This window comes from Nocardia sp. CY15 (assembly GCF_009829295.1).
Lineage (GTDB): Bacteria > Actinomycetota > Actinomycetes > Mycobacteriales > Mycobacteriaceae > Nocardia > Nocardia sputi.
In genome coordinates this window covers 78,324-94,730 of the sequence record NZ_VUOT01000012.1, presented here as the reverse complement: position 1 = coordinate 94,730, position 16,407 = coordinate 78,324, and the positions used below count along the sequence as shown (strand labels likewise).

16 protein-coding genes are annotated in these 16,407 nt (G+C 69.7%); 2 read left to right on the top strand and 14 right to left on the bottom strand.

Annotation, left to right across the window (positions count from 1 at the left end):
* Positions 1-22: 22 nt before the first annotated feature.
* The 4 genes from GVY39_RS16530 to GVY39_RS16515 form a co-directional block, all read right to left on the bottom strand.
* Positions 23-772, bottom strand: coding sequence for a cobalt-precorrin-6A reductase (locus GVY39_RS16530; protein WP_159925566.1), 750 nt, complete (start codon positions 770-772; stop codon positions 23-25).
* Positions 769-1,386: a hypothetical protein gene (locus GVY39_RS16525; protein ID WP_159925387.1), complete on the bottom strand. Its 618-nt coding sequence runs from the start codon at positions 1,384-1,386 to the stop codon at positions 769-771. Before GVY39_RS16525 ends, GVY39_RS16530 begins: the two co-directional genes overlap by 4 nt.
* Before the next feature lie 78 nt (positions 1,387-1,464).
* Positions 1,465-2,748: a precorrin-6y C5,15-methyltransferase (decarboxylating) subunit CbiE gene (cbiE, locus tag GVY39_RS16520; RefSeq protein ID WP_159925568.1), complete on the bottom strand. Its 1,284-nt coding sequence runs from the start codon at positions 2,746-2,748 to the stop codon at positions 1,465-1,467.
* The gene (locus tag GVY39_RS16515; RefSeq protein WP_159925389.1) at positions 2,727-3,482 is read right to left on the bottom strand and encodes an SDR family NAD(P)-dependent oxidoreductase; all 756 of its coding nucleotides are present in this window, start codon (positions 3,480-3,482) and stop codon (positions 2,727-2,729) included. The genes cbiE and GVY39_RS16515 overlap by 22 nt, the downstream gene beginning before the upstream one ends.
* Before the next feature lie 113 nt (positions 3,483-3,595).
* Here GVY39_RS16515 and GVY39_RS16510 point away from each other — a divergent pair, with 113 nt between their 5' ends.
* The gene (locus tag GVY39_RS16510) at positions 3,596-4,012 is read left to right on the top strand and encodes a PPOX class F420-dependent oxidoreductase (protein WP_159925391.1); all 417 of its coding nucleotides are present in this window, start codon (positions 3,596-3,598) and stop codon (positions 4,010-4,012) included.
* A 73-nt stretch (positions 4,013-4,085) separates the two neighbouring features.
* Here the strand turns inward: GVY39_RS16510 and GVY39_RS16505 are convergent, their stop codons facing one another.
* Positions 4,086-5,213, bottom strand: coding sequence for a Xaa-Pro peptidase family protein (locus GVY39_RS16505; protein ID WP_159925393.1), 1,128 nt, complete (start codon positions 5,211-5,213; stop codon positions 4,086-4,088).
* A gap of 83 nt (positions 5,214-5,296) precedes the next feature.
* On the opposite strand from GVY39_RS16505, the gene GVY39_RS16500 reads away from it, so the two are divergent.
* Entirely contained in the window at positions 5,297-6,262 is a 966-nt protein-coding gene (locus GVY39_RS16500; protein ID WP_159925395.1) for a 5'-3' exonuclease, read from the top strand.
* Between the two features lie 405 nt (positions 6,263-6,667).
* Here the strand turns inward: GVY39_RS16500 and GVY39_RS16495 are convergent, their stop codons facing one another.
* The 9 genes from GVY39_RS16495 to pafA form a co-directional block, all read right to left on the bottom strand.
* Positions 6,668-7,351, bottom strand: coding sequence for a DUF4333 domain-containing protein (locus tag GVY39_RS16495; RefSeq protein WP_159925397.1), 684 nt, complete (start codon positions 7,349-7,351; stop codon positions 6,668-6,670).
* A 161-nt stretch (positions 7,352-7,512) separates the two neighbouring features.
* On the bottom strand, positions 7,513-10,215 hold the full coding sequence (locus GVY39_RS16490; RefSeq protein ID WP_159925399.1) for an RNA helicase: 2,703 nt from the start codon (positions 10,213-10,215) through the stop codon (positions 7,513-7,515).
* A 3-nt stretch (positions 10,216-10,218) separates the two neighbouring features.
* Positions 10,219-11,172: a twin-arginine translocase subunit TatC gene (gene tatC, locus GVY39_RS16485; RefSeq protein WP_159925409.1), complete on the bottom strand. Its 954-nt coding sequence runs from the start codon at positions 11,170-11,172 to the stop codon at positions 10,219-10,221.
* 98 nt (positions 11,173-11,270) lie between these two features.
* Positions 11,271-11,531 carry a Sec-independent protein translocase subunit TatA gene (gene tatA, locus GVY39_RS16480; protein ID WP_159925411.1) on the bottom strand — a complete coding sequence of 87 codons (261 nt, stop codon included), beginning with the start codon at positions 11,529-11,531 and terminating at the stop codon, positions 11,271-11,273.
* A gap of 64 nt (positions 11,532-11,595) precedes the next feature.
* Positions 11,596-12,645, bottom strand: coding sequence for a 2-dehydropantoate 2-reductase (locus tag GVY39_RS16475; RefSeq protein WP_159925413.1), 1,050 nt, complete (start codon positions 12,643-12,645; stop codon positions 11,596-11,598).
* 22 nt (positions 12,646-12,667) lie between these two features.
* Positions 12,668-13,645, bottom strand: a complete 978-nt coding sequence (locus GVY39_RS16470) for a YafY family protein (RefSeq protein ID WP_159925424.1) — start codon at positions 13,643-13,645, stop codon at positions 12,668-12,670.
* On the bottom strand, positions 13,642-14,637 hold the full coding sequence (locus GVY39_RS16465; RefSeq protein WP_159925426.1) for a YafY family protein: 996 nt from the start codon (positions 14,635-14,637) through the stop codon (positions 13,642-13,644). The genes GVY39_RS16470 and GVY39_RS16465 overlap by 4 nt, the downstream gene beginning before the upstream one ends.
* 90 nt (positions 14,638-14,727) lie before the next feature.
* Entirely contained in the window at positions 14,728-15,024 is a 297-nt protein-coding gene (locus tag GVY39_RS16460) for an MTH1187 family thiamine-binding protein (RefSeq protein ID WP_159925428.1), read from the bottom strand.
* An 18-nt stretch (positions 15,025-15,042) separates the two neighbouring features.
* Positions 15,043-16,401: a Pup--protein ligase gene (gene pafA, locus GVY39_RS16455; RefSeq protein WP_174186519.1), complete on the bottom strand. Its 1,359-nt coding sequence runs from the start codon at positions 16,399-16,401 to the stop codon at positions 15,043-15,045.
* Positions 16,402-16,407: the final 6 nt, after the last annotated feature.

The following is a 16,407-nucleotide window of genomic DNA, read 5'->3' as shown; positions in this document are numbered from 1 at the left end:
GCGTGAAACCCCGGAACGTCGGTCAGTCGCGACGAATCGGCCTCTCGCGCAGCCAATCCAGCGCCTGCGCCGCCGATTCCACGACCTGCGCCCCCTCTGGCATTGGTGGACGGTCGATGACGACAACCGGGATTCGCGCCGTGCGTGCGGCGACCAGTTTGGCTTCGGTCTGATCGCCGCCGCTGTCCTTGGTGACGAGCACGTCGATCCGGTGCTGGATGAGCAGTCGCGACTCGTCCTCGAACGCATACGGTCCACGGGCGAGGAGCAGTTCGTGGCGCGGCGGCAGTGCGCCCTCCGGCGGATCGATGGCACGGATCAGGAACCACTGCCTGGTCAGTCCCGCGAACGCGTCCACGCCCTGCCTGCCGATGGTCAGGAAGACACGTTCACCGATAGCCGCCGTCTGCGACGCGGCCGCGGCCAGATCGGGCACGCGAATCCAACGGTCCCCCGCCTGCCGCACCCACCCGGGCCGACGCAGGTGCACCAGCGGCACGCCCGACATCCGTGCGGCCGCCGCAGCATTGGCGCTGATACCCGCGGCGAACGGATGGGTGGCGTCCACCATCGCGGTCACATCGTTGGCCGCCAGCCAGGCGCGCAGCCCCTCGGCGCCGCCGAAACCGCCGATGCGGACCGCCCCTTCGGGCAGCAAGGGCGCACGCACACGACCGGCGAGCGAGGACACGATCTCGAATCCTCGCTCGCCGGTGGCGATGTGGGCCAGCTCCCGCGCTTCTCGGGTGCCACCCAGAATCAGAACTCTCAGGGCTGGCCGCTGAAGTAGGCGATGCCCGCGTTCAGCAGCGACGGCCCGCCCGCGACGGCGAGACCGATCAGCGCGCCGAGCACCGCGCCCGGCAGGATGCCGACACCGAAGAACACGATGCCGATGGCCGCGCCGATCAGGCCACCGACCAGGGCGCCGAGCGAGGCGCGCTGCAACTCGGCGAAGAACCACTCCTGCGCGCCGATGAACTCGGCGGCGACCGGCGCGTTCGCGGTCGGCGCCACCTGCGGGGTCAGCGTCAGCTGCCTGCCCTCGTCGGCGACGTTCGCGGCGATCTTCACCTCTTGACCCTTGGCCGTCGCGGTGAGCGGAATGGTGGTGACGGTCTCGCCCGCGGAGTTCTTCAGGGTGACCGACTGGTTGCCGGTGTCGACGCTGAAGGCGCCCCCGGTGACGCTGGTGACCACGGACTTACCCGCCTCGGCGAGCTGCAGCGCGTAGCCGACGCCCTGGTCCGTGCCCGTGACCGTAGGCGCGGCCGCGGTCTGGTCCTGCACCGCGGGCGGTGCGGGAGCGGCGTAGGAAGTACCGGCGGTGACTCCGGTGGCGGCGACTGCCAGCAATGCCGTGGCGGCGAACTTCTTGTACTTCATCTATCTCTCCAATAGGAATCGGATTTCCGATCACGATCGGAACTCGGCCCCGACCCTACCGCGTGACCGGTAACGTGTTCACCCCTCAGCGGGGAACGCCGTCGCGGATTTCACCACCGACCACTGGGTGACCGGAAGCTGGGGACGCCACGTGGTGAAGGAGCCCAGCGGTTCGCCACGGTAGATCTGGAACTTCCGCAACATGCCGCCCTGGGCGTTCGACCAGCTGAGCAGCAACGATTCCGACTCCGCCGTCACCGCGTTCGCGACGAGCCGCCCACCCTGACGCAACTGCGACCAGCATGTCTCGAGCACGCCATCCTGCGTGAGGCCGCCACCGACGAAAATCGCGTCGGGAGCGGCTGTTTCGGTGTCGGCGGCGAGTTCGGCGCGCACCTCGCCGCGCACGAGAATGTGCGGGACCCCCAGGGCGGCGGCGTTGTCCGCGATCTGCCGCCGCCGGTGCTCGAGCCGTTCGAACGCGACGGCCCGGTTACCCGGATGCGACCGGCACCATTCGATGGCGATACTGCCCGACCCACCGCCCACATCCCAGAGCAGTTCGCCGGGAGCGGGCGCCAGCGCCGCCAGCGTCAGAGCGCGGACCTCGTGCTTGGTGAGCTGCCCGTCGCCGCCGAACAATTCGTCCGGCAAGCCCGGAAGGCGCGTCGCACGCGGCCGGCCCGGGTCGGCCGCGCAAGTGATCGCCACTATGTTCAGCGGGTCGCCCGGCGGGTGTTCCCACTGCTTCGCGATTCCGGTGCGGTGTCGTTCGGCGGACCCGCCCAGCTGCTCGAGGACCGTGAGCTCGGAATCGGCGAAACCATGGCGCCCCAGTAGACGCGCCAGCTCTCCCGGCGTGTGCTCGTCGGCACTGAGCACCAGCAGCCGCCTGCGGTCGGCCAGTTCGGGCAGCACCGTCGCCGATGGCCGCCCCACCACGCTGACCACCGGCGTTTCGGCCAGCGGCCACCCCAGCCGGGCGCAGGCCAGCGAGGCCGACGACGGCTGCGGCAGCACCCGCAGGGCGCGTGGACCGAGCAGACGGGACAAGGTGACGCCGATCCCGTAGAACATCGGATCGCCGCTGGCCAGCACGCACAGCCGCGCACCGCCGTGCTGCCCGAGCAGGCCGGGCAGCGCGGGCAGCAAGGGCGACGGCCAGCTCACCCGCCGCGCGGCCACGGTGGACGGCACGAGGTCGAGCTGGCGCGCGGAACCGAACAGGATCTCGGCATCGCCGACCGCGTCCCGTGCGGAGCGACCGAGACCGTCCCAGCCGTCGGCGCCGATCCCGACGACCGCGATGGGCGTGCCGGTCCACGTCACGGGCCCGGCGCTCACCGGGGCATCCGGCGCCAGATCGCTTGCGGCAGCAGGCGCATCGCGAAGAACACCGGTCGCAGGACCCGGGGCACCCAGACCCTGCTCGCGCCGCGGCGCAAACCCTTGACCACGGCGTCGGCGACCTGGTCCGGAGTGCTGGAGAACGGAGCCGCAGACATCCCCTCGGTCATCCGGCCGATGACGAATCCGGGACGGACCAGCAGCAATCGAACTCCGCTTCCGTGCAACGCGTCCGCGAGACCGGACGCGAATCCGTCCAGTCCCGCTTTGGCCGATCCATAGACGTAATTGGCGCGTCGCACGCGCACGCCCGCGACCGAGCCGAACACGACGATCTGTCCCGCGCCTCGGGCGCGCAGCAGATTCGCCACGATGGTGAGCACACTGGCCTGGGCGACGAAGTCGGTGTGCAGGATCGCCGCCGCGTGGGCGGGATCCCGCTCGGCGCGCTGCTGATCGCCGAGCACGCCGAAGGCGAGCACCGCGATGCCGATGGGCCCGTGCTCCGCGGCGATCTTCTCCAGCAGCGCCGCATGACTCGCGGTGTCGTCGGCGTCGAACTCGGCGGTGTGCACCGCACTCGCGCCCGCGGCCGCGATTTCCGCACACTGCGCGTCCAGCTCGTCGCTGCGCCGGGCCGCGAGCACAACCGCTCGCCCGCGCGCCAGCCGCCGCGCCACTTCGAGCCCGATCTCGCTGCGGCCGCCCAGCAGCAGTACGGTCCCGTCGACCAATCCACGCGTTCCCATGCGCCCCAGTCTGTCATTGGCGTGGGTGCGGCCCGTCATCGCTCACCGGCGCGGCACGCGTCACCGCCCGGGCCGATGGGGCGCGCGGAGGCGCCGAGAGCTACGGTCAGGGAATGCCGACGAGTACCGCTGAGTTGTCGCCCGCCGCCCTCGAGTTCGTCGCCGAACGGCACCTCGCCACACTGACGACATTGCGGGCGGACGGGACGCCCCATGTCGTAGCGGTGGGGTTCACCTGGGACGGCGAAGCCGGGATCGCGCGCGTGATCACCAACGACGGGTCGGTGAAGGTCCGCAATGTGCGCCGCTCCGGGTACGCGGCGGTCAGTCAGGTCGACGGGATCCGGTGGATCACCTTGGAAGGCCCGGCGACCGTGCTCGACGCCCCGGACGAGGTCGCCGAAGCGGTCGAGCGGTACGCCGGTCGCTATCGCGTGCCGCGCGAGAACCCGACACGCGTGGTGATCGCCATCCAGGTCCGGCGCGTGCTGTCCAGCAGCACGCTCGTCGCACCGGCCGCCGAGGGCTGAGCCGCGGCGAACGGAGCAGGCGCGTGGCGAACGGCACAGGCGCGTAGGGGTCCGCGCCGCGGTCAGCCGTCGGTCACAGCACCGTGAGGCCGTGCGGGCGCTTGTTCACCGATTCGCCGCCATCCTCGGTGACGACCACGATGTCCTCGATGCGCGCACCCCACTCGCCTCGGAAGTAGATACCGGGCTCGACGCTGAAGGCCATGCCGGGTCGCAGCACGACATCGTTGCCCGCGACGATGTAGGGCTCCTCGTGCACCGACAAACCGATGCCGTGGCCGGTACGGTGCACGAAGGCGGAGCCGAGACCGGCCTCCGTCAACGGGTTCCGCGCGGCGGCGTCCACCGCGGCCGCGGTGACACCTGGCCGGACCGCCGCGACCGCCGCCGCCTGTGCGCTCTCCAGTTCGGCGTACCTGGCGGCCACCTGCGGATCCGGCTCGCCCAGAACGTAGGTGCGGGTGCAGTCGGAATAGTAGCCGGGCTCGACCGGGCCGCCGATGTCGACGACCACCACGTCCCCGGCCTCGATCCGGCGCTCGGACACCGCGTGATGCGGATCTGCCCCGTGCGGACCGCTGCCGACGATGACGAACGCGGCCTCGGTGTGCCCCTCCGCCACGATCGCGGCGGCGATGTCGCGGCCGACCTCTGCCTCGGTGCGTCCAACCTGCAAGAACTCCCCCATGCGCGCGTGCACCCGGTCGATCGCGGCGCCTGCCCGGCGCAGCGCGTCCACCTCGGCCGGATCTTTGATCATGCGCAGCTCCCGCAATACGGGCGTGGCCGATACCGGCAGACCGGTGAACGACTCGGCCAACGGCAACAGGTGCAGGGCGGGCATGACGTCGGCGACCGCTACCCGGGAGCCGACGTGCAGCGTCGACTTCACCAGCGCGTACGGGTCGGTGCCGTCGACCCAGTCCAGTACCTGCAGGCCCAGCTCCCCCGCCGCCGAGGCTTCCAGCGACGCCAGCTCCAGTTTCGGGATCACCACCGACGCGGGCGCGCCGTCGGCCGGGATCACCAGGCAGGTCAGCCGCTCGAACGATTCGGCCGCCGAGCCGATCAGGTAGCGCAGGTCGGGCCCCGGAGTGATGAGCAAGGCGTCGAGGTGGGCGGCCCGCATCAGTTCCACCGCCCGTTCCAGTCGTGCACCGTAGACGTCCGCCGCGAATGGGGAATCCGTATGCGAGCTCATTCGTCCGACGTTACCCGTCCCGCACGGCCGATGAACGCCGAACTTCGCCCGGTGGTGTCGGTGCGAGCGAGTAGCCTCAGCCCGTGACCTCTGCTGCCGGTGGGCCCCTGTTGCTGCTGGACGGAGCCAGTCTGTGGTTCCGCGCCTATCACGCCATCCCCGACAAGATCACCGCGCCCGACGGCCGGTCGGTGAACGCGCTGCGTGGTTTCACCGACATGGTTGCCTCGCTGATCACCAAGTTCGCCCCGAGCAGGCTGGTGGTGTGCCTGGATCTGGACTGGCGACCGGCGTACCGGGTCGCTCTGGTGCCGTCCTACAAGGCGCACCGGCTGGATCCGTCGCCGGAGGCCGCACCCGGCGCCGAGAGCGTTCCCGACACGCTCACGCCGCAGGTCGAGATGATCCTGGAGGTACTCGCGGCGGCGGGCATCGCGACCGGCGGCGCGGACGGTCTGGAAGCCGACGACGTGCTGGGCACCTTGGCGACTCGGGAACGCACCGACGAGGTGGTCGTGGTCAGCGGCGACCGCGACCTGCTGCAGCTCGTGCGGGACGAGCCCGCGCCACAGGTACGGGTGCTCTACGCCGGACGGGGGCTGGCCAAGGCGGAACTGTTCGGCCCGGCCGAGGTCTCGGCGAAGTACGGTGTGCCGCTGCGCAATGCGGGCCCGGCCTACGCCGACATGGCCACATTGCGCGGCGATGCCTCCGACGGTCTGCCCGGGGTCGCGGGTATCGGGGAGAAGTCCGCCTCCACGCTGATATCCCGTTTCGGTTCACTGGAGGCCCTGATCGCGGCCGTCGAGGATCCCGACGCCGACCTGGCACAAGGCGTGCGCGCCCGGATGCGGGCCGCCGAGGACTACCTGAAGGCCGCCGCACCGGTCGTCCGAGTGGTCCGCGACGCCGAGGTGGCGCTGTCTCGCAGCGACGCGCTCCCCACCGAACCGGCCGACCCGGACCGCCTGCGCGCCCTGGCCACCGCCTACAACGCCGAAAGCCCGATCACGCGATTGATCACGGCATTGGGCGCGCGCACCGCCTGACCCGGGAACGCGAGAGTTCCGCCGCTCCCTCTGCGAAAGGCCGATTTCGCGGTGAATCGGGCATACACCGGCCACCACCCCCGAGTAGCGCGACCATCGCCGCAGGCAACACACCGGCTCGACTCCCGGTTTCGAGCAAAGCGAGGCCGAGCGTTGTCCGTTCGCGGCCCGGCTCGCGCCCGAGGGGCGGCAGCGTAAACGGCGAAGGAGCAGGCGGCGGTCGATCGGCAGCGAGCCGAGCCGGCGAACACCTAGCGCCGCAAGCACTGGCTGGACCAGCACAACCCGGCTCGCGTCCGAGGAGCCGCCGCGTACGCGACGAAGGAGCAAGCGGTGGCCGCTCGCACGCGAGCCGAGCAGGTCCCGAACACCCAGCGCCGCAAAGCGCTGGGAAATGAACGCGACCTAGCTGGGGCGGCCGACCTCGTAGGTGCCGTCGTCCTTGGTGATCTTGATGTTCACCTTCTTGGCCTCACCGCTGACCTTCACGCTGCATTCGAAGGTGGCGTCGACCTTGACCTCCTGGCCGGACGGGCAGGAGACGTCGCTGATGTCCTGGATGCCGTAGGAGTCCGACAGCACCTTCTTCACGCCGTCCTGCACCGCCGCCTGGTCCAGCTGGTCCTTGGCGGTCAGCACGAGCACGAGCGCGACGATCGCGCCGACCACCGCGACACCGAGCACGGACAGACCGATGATCAGGCCTTTGCCCTTGCCGCCTTGCGGCGGCGGCTGGCCCGGCGCGCCCCACTGCGGCTGCGGCTGCTGCGGTTGCCCCCACTGCGGCTGCTGGCCCTGCTGGCCCCAGTCCTGCTGCGGTTGGCCCCACTGCGGCTGCCCCTGGGCGGGTTGCTGACCCCACTGCGGCTGCTGCGGCTGCTGGCCCCACTGCTGCTGCGGTTGTCCCCACTGCTGCTGCGGTTGCTGCTCACCCCAATGCTGGGTCGGCTGGGCCGAGGCCGGGGTCTGCGGCTGACCGCCCCACTGCTGTGTGGGACCGGCCGCGCCCGGCGCCTGCTGTCCACCCCACTGCTGGGTGGGATCGTTGCGTCCCTCCCCGGGGTCGTTCGGTCCGTACGGGCCGCTCATCTGCTTGCCTCCACTCGCATCGTTGTACACACGGTAGCCCCCCGCGTGGGCCTCGTCGCATGACACGACTACTCCGCCACGGTCGGTACGCGAAAGAAATCAAATCACAATCGAATCCGCCGTGTTGATATTGCCGTCGCCGGGCCCGTCGCCCAGGCCGCTCAGGCGGCGTCCACCGCCACCACACCCCGCCGGATCGCTCGCACCGCCTTGGCCGCGGTGGCGGCGACCTCGGGATCGTCGGCGGTGCCGTGGATTTGATCGAGCAGATCGATCACCTGCCGGCACCAGCGCACGAAATCACCGGCCGACAGCGGAGCACCCTGGTCACCGCTGGCGAGCAACGACTCGGCCAACCCGTCCCCGCGCGCCCATTTGTAGACGCCGTCGACGAAACCCAGATCGGGTTCCCGGGTCGGCGGCAGCTTGTGCCGCGCTTCGTCGGACCGCAGCTCCGACCAGACGCCGATGGTCGCGCCCACGGCCCGCCGGATCGGCGCCGTGGGTCCGCTCGCGCCGAGATATCCACCCTCCTGACGGGATTCGTACACCAGGGTCGACACCACGCCGGCCAGCTCGGCCGGGCCGAGGCCGCGCCACAGCCCCTTCCGCAGGCATTCGGCTACCAGCAGGTCGCTCTCTGCGTAGATGCGGGCCAACCGGCGCCCGTCCGGCGTCACCTCGCTCTCGTGCACGAATCCGCGTTCCTCCAGCAGGCCGAGAATCCGATCGAAGGTGCGAGCCAGCGAGTTGGTGGTCGCGGCAACCTTCTGGCGCATCGCTTCCGTCTCGCGCAGCAACCGGTTGTAGCGTTCGCCCACCCGAGACAGTTGCTCGCGATCGGGCCGGGAGTGCGCCGGATGCGCGCGCAGGCTGCGGCGCAGCGTGGCGAGTTCCCGGTCGTCGGCGGCGGCGGAGTTCCTGCCGCGCCGGGGCCTACCGGGCACCGAGATCCCGGTGCTGCGCAGTGCGGAGGCCAGATCGCGGCGTGTGCGCGCGGTGCGATGATCCACCCGACGCGGCAGCCGCATGTGTCCGAGCGCCTCGGCCGGCACGGGGAAATCGGCCACCGACACCCGCCCGGCCCACTTGTCCTCGGTGAGTACCAGCGGGCGCGGATCGCCGGGCGTCGCGTCCGGCTCCAAGATCACCGCGAGCCCGGCGCGGCGGCCGGACGGAATGGCCACCACGTCGCCGCGGCGAAGAGCGCCGAGGGCGTCCACCGCGGCGCCCCGCCGGTCGGCGCGGCTCTGCTGGGCCAGCTGCCGCTCCCGCTGCTTGATCCGCTCGCGCAGCGACAGGTATTCCAGGAATCCGCCTTCGGTGCCGCCGAGCTGCGAGCGCAGCTTGCGCAGCGCGGCCTCGTTGCGCTCGATGCCGCGGACCAGCCCGACCACCGACCGGTCCGCTTGGAACTGGGCGAAGGATCGCTCCAGCAGGGCACGCGATTCGTCGGCGCCCATCCGGTCGATGAGGTTGATCGACATGTTGTAGCCGGGCCGGAACGAGCTGCGCAGTGGATAGGTGCGCGTCGAGGCGAGACCTGCGACCGCGCTGGTGTCCACCTCGGGCTGCCACAGCACCACCGCGTGGCCTTCGACGTCGATGCCACGCCGCCCGGCCCGCCCGGTCAGCTGGGTGTACTCCCCCGGCGTGAGTTCCGCGTGCGACTCCCCGTTGAACTTGACCAGCCGTTCCAGCACCACGGTGCGCGCGGGCATGTTGATGCCGAGGGCCAACGTCTCCGTGGCGAAGACCGCCCGCACCAGGCCGTTGACGAACAGTTCCTCGACGGTGTGCCGGAAGGCGGGCAGCATCCCCGCGTGATGCGCGGCCAGGCCGCGGTGCAGCGCCTCGCGCCACTCCCAGTAACCGAGCACCTCCAGATCGGTCTTGGGCAGATCGCCGGTGTGCTTGTCGATGATGGCGTCGACCTGGTCGCGCTCCTCCGGACGGCTCAGGTCCAGCCGCGACCGCAGGCACTGCGCGAGCGCGCCGTCGCACCCCGCCCGGCTGAAGATGAACGTGATCGCGGGCAGCAGGCCTTCGTCGTCCAGTTTGGCGAGCACCTCGGGTCGCGGCAGCGGACGGAAGTCCCGGCGCGGTCCGCCGCGGCCGTTGCGCGGGGCGCCCCAGCTGTTCATCCGGTCGGCGGCCTCCCGATGACGGATGAACCGCACCAGGTCTTCGTCGACGAGCACCTTCTGTTCGGTGGATTTGGTGTCGAACAGGTCGAACATCCGCCGCCCCACCATGACGTGCTGCCACAGCGGCACCGGCCTGGTCTCGTCAACCACCACCGCGGTGTCGCCGCGCACGGTCTCCATCCAGGCGCCGAACTCCTCGGCGTTGCTGACCGTGGCCGACAGGCTGACCAGCCGCACATCCGGCGGCAGATGCAGGATGACCTCCTCCCACACGGCCCCGCGGAACCGGTCGGCGAGGTAGTGCACCTCGTCCATCACGACGTAGGACAGACCGCGCAGCGAGTCGGAGGACGCGTAGAGCATGTTGCGCAGCACCTCCGTGGTCATCACGACCACGGGCGCGTCCGGGTTGATCGACTGGTCGCCGGTCAGCAGTCCGACGCTCTCGCGGCCGTGCCGCTCGGTGAGATCGGCGAATTTCTGGTTCGACAGTGCCTTGATGGGCGTGGTGTAGAAGCATTTCCCACCCGCGGCCAGCGCCAAATACACGGCGAATTCGCCGACGACCGTCTTACCCGCCCCCGTCGGGGCGCAGACCAGGACACTGTGGCCTTCTTCGAGCGCCGCACAGGCAGCACTCTGAAACGGATCCAGCCGGAACTTCAGCTCGGCGGAAAATGCGGCCAACTCGCCCGTCTGCGACCGTGCATCTGTCACTTGTCAGAGGGTATCGGAGTAGTCCGACACCGGTCGTGTGGATTTCTCCGCGGGAGTGGTGATCGACTCGGCCGGGTCGATCGGCTCCGGCCCGCTCAGCTCGGAAGCCTCTTCGTCGGACAACGCGTCCAAACGCTCCCGTTCCTTGCGCGCCTTGCGCATATCGTTGATCCGGGAGAACTGGATCGCCACCTCGAACAGCACCGTCAACGCGAACGCCAGCGCCAGCATCGAGAACGGGTCCTGCGGCGTCACGATCGCCGCGAACACGAACAACCCGAACGTGATTCCGCGCCGCCACGCCTTGAGCCGCGCATAGGTCAGCACCCCGACCAGGTTCAATCCGATGATCAGCAACGGCGTCTCGAAACTGACCCCGAAGATGACCAGCAACTGGATGATGAAACTGAAGTACTGCGACCCGCTCAACGCGGTGATCTGCACGTTGTCGCCGATGGTCAACAAGAAACTCAACGCGTGCGCGATCACCACGTACGCCAGCACCGCACCCGCGGCGAACAACACCGTGCCCGAGGACACGAACCCGATCGCGTACTTGCGTTCCTTGGCATAGAGCCCCGGGGTGATGAACGCCCACAGCTGATACAGCCAGATCGGCGCGGCCAACACCACACCCGCGGTCATGCCGACCTTCAACCGCAACGTGAACTGCTCGAACGGCGCGGTGGCCAGCAGACGGCACTCACCGTCGGGGCTCAATGTGGCGCGCGCGGACGCGGGCAGCGAACAGTACGGCCCGCGCAGGATCTCGCCCAGGCTGTCGATCCCCAGGAACCCGTGCGCGTACCACAGGAATCCCAGCACCGTCGTCGCGATCACCGCCGCGATCGACACCAGCAACCGGTAACGCAACTCCTGCAGATGCTCGACCAACGACATCGTGCCGTCGGGATTGGTCCTGCGCTTGCTGCGCCGCGGATCGAACGGGATTCGCATTGTTGGTGATCGCCCCTGGGTCGACGTGCCTCGCTCAGCTCGGCACCAGCACTAGGTCCGGAGTGAGTCGTTCCTCACTCCGGCGCGAGCGGATCCGCTCAGACCGACTTCTGCTCGGTGCGGGGCTCGGTGGCCGACGGGGCCGGCTGCTGCGCGGCGGGCAACTGCGGCGCGGGCTGCTGAGCCGAGGAGCCGTTGCTGGGCGCGTTGCTCTCGTTCTGCATCTGACTGACCTCGCTCTTGAAGATGCGCAACGACCGGCCCAGGCTGCGGGCCGCGTCGGGCATCCGCTTCGCGCCGAAGAACATCACGAAAACCACCGCAATGATCAGCCAGTGCCAGATGCTCAGACTGCCCATGATCTACCTCCCAAGACTGTGATGTCTCGATGCTACCGGACCGTGACGTGCGCGAACGCCGCCGTCACTGCTCGTTCGCCCGGCGTTCGGGCAGCGCGCCCGCCGCGGCGGCCCGCAACTGGCCGAGCAGCTCACCCCCGGTCCACGCGCGCCGATCGCCCTGCTCGGCGGCGACGATCAGTTCGATCAGCCGCTGATTCACCGGTGTCGGCATCCCGACCATCGCGCCCAGTCCGACGATTTCCCCGCACAGCCAGGAGATTTCGGTCGTGCGGCCCCGCTCGAGGTCGTCGGCCATGGATGAACGGGCCATCGGATCGATGGCCAGCACCTGCCCGGCCACCCACTGGAACAGGCCATCGGGAACGGTCAGCAGCGTGGCCATCACCCGCGGCGGCAGCGCGGTCAGCCGGGCCGGGCGAATTCGCGCCTTGTTCATCACCGCGAGCGCTTCGCGCTGCGTCAGCGCGAGGCAGCGCCGATAGTCCCGGTCGGCGAGCTCCTCCCGCAGCGGGCGCCCCGACAGCGCGTTGATCGGGTTGTTGAGGTTGAGCAGCAGCTTCGCCCACTGCACCGGTCGCAGGTCGGCATACCGGCGCAAGCCGAGCCCCGCCCGCTCGAACATCTCCAGGAACGGCGCCAGCGCCGGATCGTCCTGCGCCGCGAGACCGCCCTCGGTGCCGCGGTGGAAACGGCCCCCGGGATGGTGCACGACGTTGAACATCACCATCCCCGCCAGCACCACGCAGTGCGGCAGGATCTCCCGGATCACCGAGTCGTTGCCGATGCCGTTCTGCAGGCTCAGCACCACGGTGCCCGGCCGGATCTTGCCCGCCAGGTCGCGCACCGCCTCCGCGGTGGCGGCCGATTTCACCGTGACCAGAACCAGATCGGCCGATCCGACGTCATCGGGATCGGTGGCGAGGTGGAACCGGCCCGCCGGTAACGCGTCGTCGCCGCCGTCGAGGTCGGTGAGCCGGAGCCCGGACGCGCTGAGCTCGTCCAGCACGCGTCTGCGGCCGACCAGGGTGACATCCGCGCCCGCCACACCGAGCTTGCCGCCGACGAAGTTGCCGATACTGCCCGCACCCAGAACGAGCACGCGATTGTTCATGCCGGCAGCGCCTCTTCGTCCCTCATCGGGCCTCCAGATATCCGGCTTCCTCGTAGGCGGCCAGCGCGGCGTTCGAGCGCTCGCGCACCGCCGCGACCAGCTCCGGCGGGCCGAGGACGGTGACGCCTGCCCCGAAACCGAGCAGCAGGCGGGCCATCCAGTCCAGCGTGGCGAACCGCATGGTCGCCTCCAAGCTGCCGTCCGGGTGCACCGCCAGCCGATGCATGGGGTACTGATCGAGAACCCAAGCGTAGTCGGCGTGAATACGCAGATGCGCTTGCGGGACCGCCGGATCGTCCTGGAACAGGTCCAGGCCCGCCGTCGCCTCGGTGGCATGCTTGGGCGGCCGAGCGGGCTCGTCCAGCTCGGTCGCGGCCTCGATCCGGTCGAAGCGGAACAGGCGCACGCCCTCGGCCTGCCTGCACCAGGCTTGCAAATAGCTGTTGTCGTCCACGAGGACGATGCGGATCGGGTCGACGAGGCGTTCGGACACCACGTCACGGCTGGCGGAGTAGTACACCAGCCGCAGTGCCCGGCCGAGTGCCAGCGCCGACCGCACGGCGGCCACCGCGGGCGCCTCCGGCGGCGGCGTTCGCGTTTGCCCCTCCTCGGCGGGAGCCGCGCCGCCGGAGATCGCCGATTCGATCTTCGCGATGGCCGCGTTGGCCGCGGTCGGGTCGACCATGCCGGGCATGTCCACGATCGAGCGCAGCGCGACCAGCAGCGCGGTCGCTTCGGTGGAGGTCAGCCGCAACGGCCGGTCGATGCCCGCGGAGAAGGTGACCTCGATGCTCTCCTCGGAGAACGACAGATCGATCAGGTCGCCGGGGCCGTACCCGGGCAGCCCGCACATCCACAGCTGATTCAGGTCGCTCATCAGCTGCTTGGTGGTCACGCCCAGGTCGGCGGCGGCCTCGGCGGCGCTGATGCCGGGATGCGCGATGAAGTACGGGATCATGTTGAGCAGCCGGGAAAGGCGTACCGAGAGCCGCGAGCTCATGCCCGCACCTCCGTGCGGTCGAACACCGAACGCAACCGCGCGATGACATCGGCACGGAGGGACTCGGGGGCCAGCACCACGGCGTCCGGCCCCAGACCCGTGATGAGCCGGGCCAGCCAGTCGCGGGATCGCACCGGAAGCTCGACCACGGCGCCCGCGCGGCCGCATACGGTGCGCTCGCCGATCACCTGGCCGATTCTGCGAAGCTCACGCCCTCGGCCCTCGGCCACCCATACCGTGGCCGAACCGCTGACCGGCGCGGTGCTGGTGACCTGGTCCACGATGGCGCGCAGATCCACGCCCTCGGGCTTGCGGACCACGTTGCGCGCGCCGTACGCCGTCACATCGTCGCCGATGCGGGACAGCCGGAAGCTGCGCACCGCGTCCCGGTCCCGGTCGTGCCCGACCAGATACCAGCGGCCGCGATGGGTCACGACACCCCACGGCTCGACGTCGCGCATCAGATAGGGGGCGTTGATGGCGCCGCGGTGCTCGAACCGCACCGCCTGTCCGGCGTCGATGGCGGCCAGAAGCTTGCCGAGCACCGGTTCCGAGCCGCGGGTACGGGCCGGAACGGCAGGCACCGAGGCCACGGCGACATCGGTCTCCACATGAACGCCTGCCGCGCGAAGTTTGAGCAGCGCGCCCTCCGCGGCGGCGGCCAGCTCGGGCGATTCCCACATCTGCACGGCCACCGCGACGGCGGCGGCCTCCTGGTCGGTCAGGTCGATGTCGGGTAGCTCGTAGGCGTCGCGGTTGATCCGGTAGCCCTCGATCGTCGAGTACCGGCTCACCGGACCGACCTCCAGCGGAACGCCCAGATCGCGCAGTTCGTTCTTGTCCCGCTCGAACATCCGGCTGAACGCCTCGTCGCTGGCGGAGTCCTCGTATCCGGCGACACTGTCCCGGATCCGCTCCGCGGTCAGGAACTGCCGGGTCGACAGCAGCGCGATGACCAGATTCATCAGCCGCTCGACCTTGGATATCGCCACCCGATAGAGGGTAATCTGCGTCGCCCCAGCCTCGCGCGGCGGCGCGCGTTTCGGTGGTGTTTTGCCGGCGCCTGCGCCTGGCGCAGGGCGTCATCCCTCGGACAGGTAACGCTCGACCTTCTCCACCTTGGTGGTCATCGCGTCGGTCACGCCGGGCCGGATGTCGGCCTTCAACACGAGGCTGCACCGTGGTGCGGCGGCGAGGACGGCATCGGTCGCCTGTTTCACCACGGCCATCACCTCGTCCCATTCGCCCTCGACGGTGGTGAACATGGCATCGGTGCGATTGGGCAGTCCGCTGGCACGCACCACACGGACCGCTTCGGCGACGGCGCGCCCGACGTCGACGCCGGTCCCGAGCGGCGTCACGGAGAAGGCGATGATCATGCCTCGATCATGCCCGCCTCACATGGATGCGATCAGGCGATCCACGCGCTCGTCGACCGAGCGGAACGGGTCCTTGCACAGCACCGTGCGCTGCGCCTGATCGTTCAGCTTCAGGTGCACCCAGTCGACGGTGAAGTCGCGACCGGCCTCCTGAGCGGCGGTGATGAAGTCGCCACGCAACTTGGCCCTGGTGGTCTGCGGCGGGGTGTCCACCGCGGCGTCCACGGCTTCGTCCTCGGTGACGCGCTTGGCCAGGCCCTTGCGCTGCAGCAGATCGAACACGCCGCGTCCGCGCTTGATGTCGTGATAGGCCAGATCCAGCTGGGCGATCTTGGGATCGGACAGCTCCATGCCGTAACGGTCCTGGTAGCGCTGGAACAGCTTGCGCTTGATCACCCAGTCGATCTCGGTGTCGACCTTCGCGAAGTCCTGGGCCTCGACCGCGTCGAGGGTGCGGCCCCACAGGTCGACGACCTGGTCGATCTGGGGATCGCGATCCCGATTGCGCAGATGCTCCACGGCGCGGGCGTAGTACTCGCGCTGGATGTCCAGGGCGCTGGCCTGCCGTCCACCGGCAAGCCGCACCGGACGACGGCCGGTCAGGTCGTGGCTGACCTCGCGAATCGCACGGATCGGGTTGTCCAGGGCGAAGTCGCGGAACGAGACGCCCGCCTCGATCATCTCCAGCACCAGGGCGGCCGTGCCGACCTTCAGCATGGTGGTGGTCTCGGACATGTTGGAGTCGCCGACGATCACATGCAGGCGGCGGTACTTCTCCGCGTCGGCGTGCGGCTCGTCGCGGGTGTTGATGATCGGCCGCGAGCGGGTGGTGGCCGAGGAGACGCCCTCCCAGATGTGCTCGGCGCGCTGCGACAGGCAGAACGTGGCTGCCTTCGGCGTCTGCAACACCTTGCCCGCACCGCAGATCAGCTGGCGGGTGACCAGGAACGGCAGCAGCACGTCCGAGATCCGGGAGAACTCCCCCGCGCGGACCACCAGGAAGTTCTCGTGACAGCCGTAGGAGTTGCCCGCGGAATCGGTGTTGTTCTTGAACAGGTAGATGTCGCCGCCGATGCCTTCTTCGGCCAGACGCTGCTCGGCGTCGATCAGCAACTCTTCGAGGACCCGCTCGCCCGCACGGTCGTGGGTCACCAGTTGCGCCAGGTTGTCGCACTCCGCGGTCGCGTACTCCGGATGGGACCCGACATCGAGGTAGAGCCGAGCACCGTTGCGGAGGAACACGTTCGAGCTACGGCCCCAGGACACCACCCGGCGGAACAGATACCGGGCCACCTCGTCGGGGGACAGTCGACGGTGACCGTGGAAGGTGCATGTCACACCGAACTCGGTCTCGATCCCCATAATTCGTCGCTGCACACCATC

Bases quoted from the DNA above. Each gene is read 5' to 3' on its own strand.
- GVY39_RS16525 (WP_159925387.1), bottom strand. From the start codon at position 1,386: ATGAAGTACAAGAAGTTCGCCGCCACGGCATTGCTGGCAGTCGCCGCC.
- GVY39_RS16515 (WP_159925389.1), bottom strand. From the start codon at position 3,482: ATGGGAACGCGTGGATTGGTCGACGGGACCGTACTGCTGCTGGGCGGC.
- GVY39_RS16510 (WP_159925391.1), top strand. From the start codon at position 3,596: ATGCCGACGAGTACCGCTGAGTTGTCGCCCGCCGCCCTCGAGTTCGTC.
- GVY39_RS16505 (WP_159925393.1), bottom strand. From the start codon at position 5,213: ATGAGCTCGCATACGGATTCCCCATTCGCGGCGGACGTCTACGGTGCA.
- GVY39_RS16495 (WP_159925397.1), bottom strand. From the start codon at position 7,351: ATGAGCGGCCCGTACGGACCGAACGACCCCGGGGAGGGACGCAACGAT.
- tatC (WP_159925409.1), bottom strand. From the start codon at position 11,172: ATGCGAATCCCGTTCGATCCGCGGCGCAGCAAGCGCAGGACCAATCCC.
- tatA (WP_159925411.1), bottom strand. From the start codon at position 11,531: ATGGGCAGTCTGAGCATCTGGCACTGGCTGATCATTGCGGTGGTTTTC.
- GVY39_RS16475 (WP_159925413.1), bottom strand. From the start codon at position 12,645: ATGAACAATCGCGTGCTCGTTCTGGGTGCGGGCAGTATCGGCAACTTC.
- GVY39_RS16470 (WP_159925424.1), bottom strand. From the start codon at position 13,645: ATGAGCTCGCGGCTCTCGGTACGCCTTTCCCGGCTGCTCAACATGATC.
- GVY39_RS16460 (WP_159925428.1), bottom strand. From the start codon at position 15,024: ATGATCATCGCCTTCTCCGTGACGCCGCTCGGGACCGGCGTCGACGTC.